Below are 4,696 nucleotides of genomic sequence, written 5' to 3'. Positions count from 1 at the left end.
AAATAAATCTTATTTAAATAAAAAAACCTATTTAATCAATAAATAAATCATTTAATAGAAATAATTTAAAAAAAACTATTTTAAAATCAGAACAATAATTATAAAAATAAAGAGTGAGAGGATATACTCTTTATTTAATTTTTTGAATTTTTGTATGCAGCATCAACAAAGGATACAAAGAGAGGATGTGGTCTGTTTGGTCTAGATTTAAATTCTGGATGGAATTGACAACCAATAAACCATGGATGGTTTGGAAGTTCAACAATTTCAACTAAGAAATCATCAGGTGAAATACCAGATAAGACTAAACCTTTTTCTTGTAAAATAATCCTATAATCATTATTGAATTCAAATCTATGTCTATGACGTTCTTCGATTAAATCTTCACCTTTAAAGTAATCTTCATATTTAGAATATGCATCATAAGTTTTAGTACCTTTAACTAATTTACAATCATATCCACCAAGACGCATAGTTCCACCCATTTGTTTGATTTCTTTCTGTTTTTCCATCATATCAATAACAGGGTATTTATTATCTTTATCAAATTCAGTACTGTTAGCACCTTCAAATCCATTACGTCTTGCAAATTGAGTAACCATAGATTGCATACCTAAACATATACCAAAAATAGGTACTTCATTATCAATTGCATAATCTACAGCTTCAAGTTTACCTTCAAATCCACGGCCACCAAATCCTCCAGGGATTAAGATACCATCAAGATGGGAAAGAATATCTTCATCAAGATGATTAACATCTGCATTAATATATTCAATATCCATTTTAACTCCAACATGTGCTGCAGCATGTTGTAAAGATTCACGGATACTTATATATGCATCTTCAAGTTCAACATATTTACCTACAATACCAATAGTTACTTTTGGAGATTTAATTTCAAGTTTTTTAACAACTTCTCTCCATGAATCAAGTTTTGAAGAATCAGGTGTTATATTAAGTCCTAATCTATTTACAATAAATTCTCCAACATTATTATCATCAAGTACAAGAGGTACTTCATAGATACTATTTGCATCTGGAGTATTTACTACTGCTCTTTCATCTACATCACAGAAATTAGAGATTTTTTTCTGAAGGTCTTTATCAATTGGAGATTCAGATCTACATACAATCATATCAGGTACAATACCAGTACTTCTTAATTCTTTTGTAGAATGTTGTGTTGGTTTTGTTTTAAATTCTTTAGCAGCATTAAGATAAGGTACATAGGTTACATGTACAAACATAACATTATCATGTCCTTCTTCATTTCTTAATTGTCTTAAAGCTTCTAAAAATGGTTGAGATTCAATATCTCCTACAGTACCACCAAGTTCTACAAGAACAACATCATAATCTTTTTTATGAGCTGCAGAACGAATCATCCTTTTAATTTCATCAGTAATATGAGGAATAATCTGTACACATGCACCTAAATAATCTCCTCTTCTTTCTTTACTAATGACTGATTTATAAACTTTACCAGTAGTAATATTTGCCATACCTGGAAGTTCAACATCTAAAAATCTTTCATAATGCCCTAAATCTAAATCAGTTTCCATTCCATCATATGTTACAAATACTTCACCATGCTGATATGGGTTTAAAGTTCCAGAATCCCAATTAAGATAAGGATCTATTTTAATAGCAGATACTTTAACACCATATGATCTAAGTAATCTACCTATTGAAGCAGAAGTTATTCCTTTTCCAATAGAACTTACTACTCCTCCTGTAATAATAATATATTTTGTCAGATTAATCCTCTCCAGAGTAATTATAATTTAAAATAAAAATTATAAAAATAATTTTTAACCTACATTGAGGTCATTAATAATACTTATATTTCTGTTTATTGTAGTATATAAAATTTAAAAAAAATTATTGAAAATATAAATAAGTATAATAGTATAAATTATATATAATTTAAGATTAGAAATTTTTATTTTAAAATTTTAAAAATACCAAATAAAATTAATTTAAGTTCATAAATTTATATTTTAAACTGTTAAAATAAAATTTAAGAATAAATTTAAGTTTAATCTTAATTAACAGGTTTTAATATAATTCAAATATAAAACAAACTTTATAAATTTTACATTAAAAGATTAAAAGGTAATATTATGGGATTGTTTGATTTTCTAAAAAAGGATAAAAAAGAAAATAAAGAAGATGACCAATCAAATAATAAAATAAATGAAGATTCTAATAGTAAAGAAAGATATGATGTAAATGACTTATTAGAATCTGATAAATTATCTGTTAAGCAAAAACAACAAATTATGTATAAAGAATTTGCTGAAAACTCTGAAAACAGAAATGAAAGACTTACTGCAGTAAATGAAATTATGGATGTTAATATGCTAAAAGATATAGCAATTAACTTTAAAGATAGATATTCAAGACTTCTTGCAGTTGCTAAAATACAAGATGAAGATATATTAAATGATATTGCAAAAAACTCAAAATATAGTGAAACTCGTGCTGCAGCATACCAACATTTAGGTAAAAATGATAAAGCGGCTGAAGAGATTTTAATTAACAATAATAACAATAAACAATTCATTAAAGAAGGATTAAAAAATATTGAAGATGAAGATATTCTAACTAATATAGCAATAAAATCTATTGATAAAAAAACAAGAAATTTAGCATTTAATAAAATTGAAAATAAAGACAATATTAAAAAAGTTGCTTTTAATTCAGATGATGAACACCTACGTAGTTTAGCAATTAAAAAAGCAGATATTACCGACGAAAATGAATTTGAAGAACTATTTAATAAAGAAAATTCAATAGATACTAAATTATATCTACTTGAAAAGATTAATAATGAAGAATTTCTATTAAAAGTTGCATCAGAAGATAAATCTGAGAAAATAAGACAAAGAGTAATATCTGAAATTAAAGATAATGATGCATTAATTAAACTTGGATTAAAAACTAATCATTCAGATGTTAAAATTAAAGTTATGGAAAAAACAGAAAATCCAGATTACATTAAAAAATTAGCATTAAATGATAAAGATAATTTTGTTAAAGATAAAGCAATAAAACTTCTTGATGATGTTGATACACTTGAAAAAATTGCTCTAAATGATGAAAATCCAATAATACGTAAAAATGCATCACTTAAAATAAATAATGAAAATATACTTAAAAAAATTATCTTAAATGATAATGATATTAGTGTTATAAAAGCAGTACTTGAAAATCCAAATCTTAAAGATGAAAAAGTTTTAAGTGAAATTGCAATAGAAAGTGACTTTCCAGAAATACGTAAAACATGTATTAATAAAATAAACAATGAAAATTATTTAAAAGAAGTTGCTATTAATACTGAATATGAAGATACTGGAAAATTTGCAGTAAATAAAATAGAAGATGAAAAATTACTTACAGAGGTTATTGCAAAGACTAAAAACCAAAATATTGGAATTTTAGCAATAAATAAAATAAATACTGAAAGTATACTTGAAGTAATTCTAAATAATTCACAATATGAAGAAGTACGTATTAAAGCATTAAGTAAAATTAATAATAAAAAATTAATAGAAAAAATTGCTAAAAATGATAAAAATATTAATGTACGTGGAGCTGCAATTGACCGTGTACAAAACCCAAAATTATTAAGAGATATTGCAAATTCTGATCCTAATGAATTTATACGTGATAAAGCAAAAAGAAGGTTATAAAGATTATTTTTAAAAATAAGTACAATAAACAATTGTTATAATAACAATTAAGTACGTATAAAAACATACTAAATATCATTAGAAAACTTGGAGGCACTAATAATGGCAGAATATGATATTAGTAAAAATGCAGAATATGCATCAGATATTAAAGAAAAATTAGATTTAGACTCAGAAGTTGTTGCTATTAAATTCTTTGATGATGAAAGTGAAATTCCATCAAATATAGAAAAACTTGCAGAACCAACAAGACATTGTCAAATGGTAAAATTTGCTTCAGAAGGAAAATCTTTCTATGCAACTAAAGATGAAGAAGCATGTAAAGGTGGATCAAGTGCACTTGGTTTAGAAGATGCTCCTAAAAAAGTTTCAAGTGGAGAAAAATACTTTGAACTTGGAAGATTTAAATCAATAGAAGAAAGTAAACAATTATATGAAGCATTACCAAAAATTGATGTAAGACATAAAGGAATTATATATTCACCTCTTAAAGATGCTGAATTTGAACCAGATGTAATTATATACTTTGCAAAACCATTATCTGGTATGAGAACAGCACAAGCATTTGTATATAATAATGCAGAAAGAATTTATCCTAATTTCTCAGGTATACAATCAGTATGTGGAGATGTATGTGCAGGACCTATTATTAATAAAAAACCTAATATGAGTTTAGGTTGTGATGGTTCTAGAAAAGCAGCAAAAGTTAAACCTGAAGAATTAGTAGTTGGTATTAATAAAGAAGAAATTGAACCAACTGTTGACGCATTAAATAAAATTTTATAAAACTATTTCTTCTTTCTTTTTTTTATTTTTAAATTTAAATAATTTAAATCTGTTTTTAACATCATATTAAATTATATATACTTAAATTCTAATTTTAAACTAAAAAACAATTAATCTATACAAATTAAAACACTAATTTTAAATTAGAAAACAATTTAATATAATAATTAAAATCTAATTTTAGACTAAAAAACAATTTAATTAATTACAAT

Annotated in this window: 3 protein-coding genes; 2 read left to right on the top strand and 1 reads right to left on the bottom strand. The window is 24.7% G+C overall.

The window, feature by feature from the left end; all coding sequences use genetic code 11:
* Nucleotides 1-134: 134 nt before the first annotated feature.
* Nucleotides 135-1,775 (bottom strand): CTP synthase, encoded by a 1,641-nt coding sequence (locus tag BGI41_RS06710; RefSeq protein ID WP_088539753.1) that lies wholly within the window; start codon nucleotides 1,773-1,775, stop codon nucleotides 135-137.
* A 351-nt stretch (nucleotides 1,776-2,126) separates the two neighbouring features.
* Here BGI41_RS06710 and BGI41_RS06705 point away from each other — a divergent pair, with 351 nt between their 5' ends.
* Together BGI41_RS06705 and BGI41_RS06700 are read left to right on the top strand one after the other, a co-directional pair.
* The gene (locus tag BGI41_RS06705; RefSeq protein ID WP_088539751.1) at nucleotides 2,127-3,698 is read left to right on the top strand and encodes a HEAT repeat domain-containing protein; all 1,572 of its coding nucleotides are present in this window, start codon (nucleotides 2,127-2,129) and stop codon (nucleotides 3,696-3,698) included.
* 102 nt (nucleotides 3,699-3,800) lie between these two features.
* Nucleotides 3,801-4,484 carry a DUF169 domain-containing protein gene (locus BGI41_RS06700; RefSeq protein WP_088539749.1) on the top strand — a complete coding sequence of 228 codons (684 nt, stop codon included), beginning with the start codon at nucleotides 3,801-3,803 and terminating at the stop codon, nucleotides 4,482-4,484.
* Nucleotides 4,485-4,696 lie beyond the last annotated feature (212 nt).

It is taken from the genome of Methanobrevibacter sp. 87.7 (assembly GCF_002208625.1).
Lineage (GTDB): Archaea > Methanobacteriota > Methanobacteria > Methanobacteriales > Methanobacteriaceae > Methanarmilla.
The sequence above is the reverse complement of the archived record's forward strand: the minus strand, read 5'-3'. Positions and strand labels throughout refer to the sequence as shown.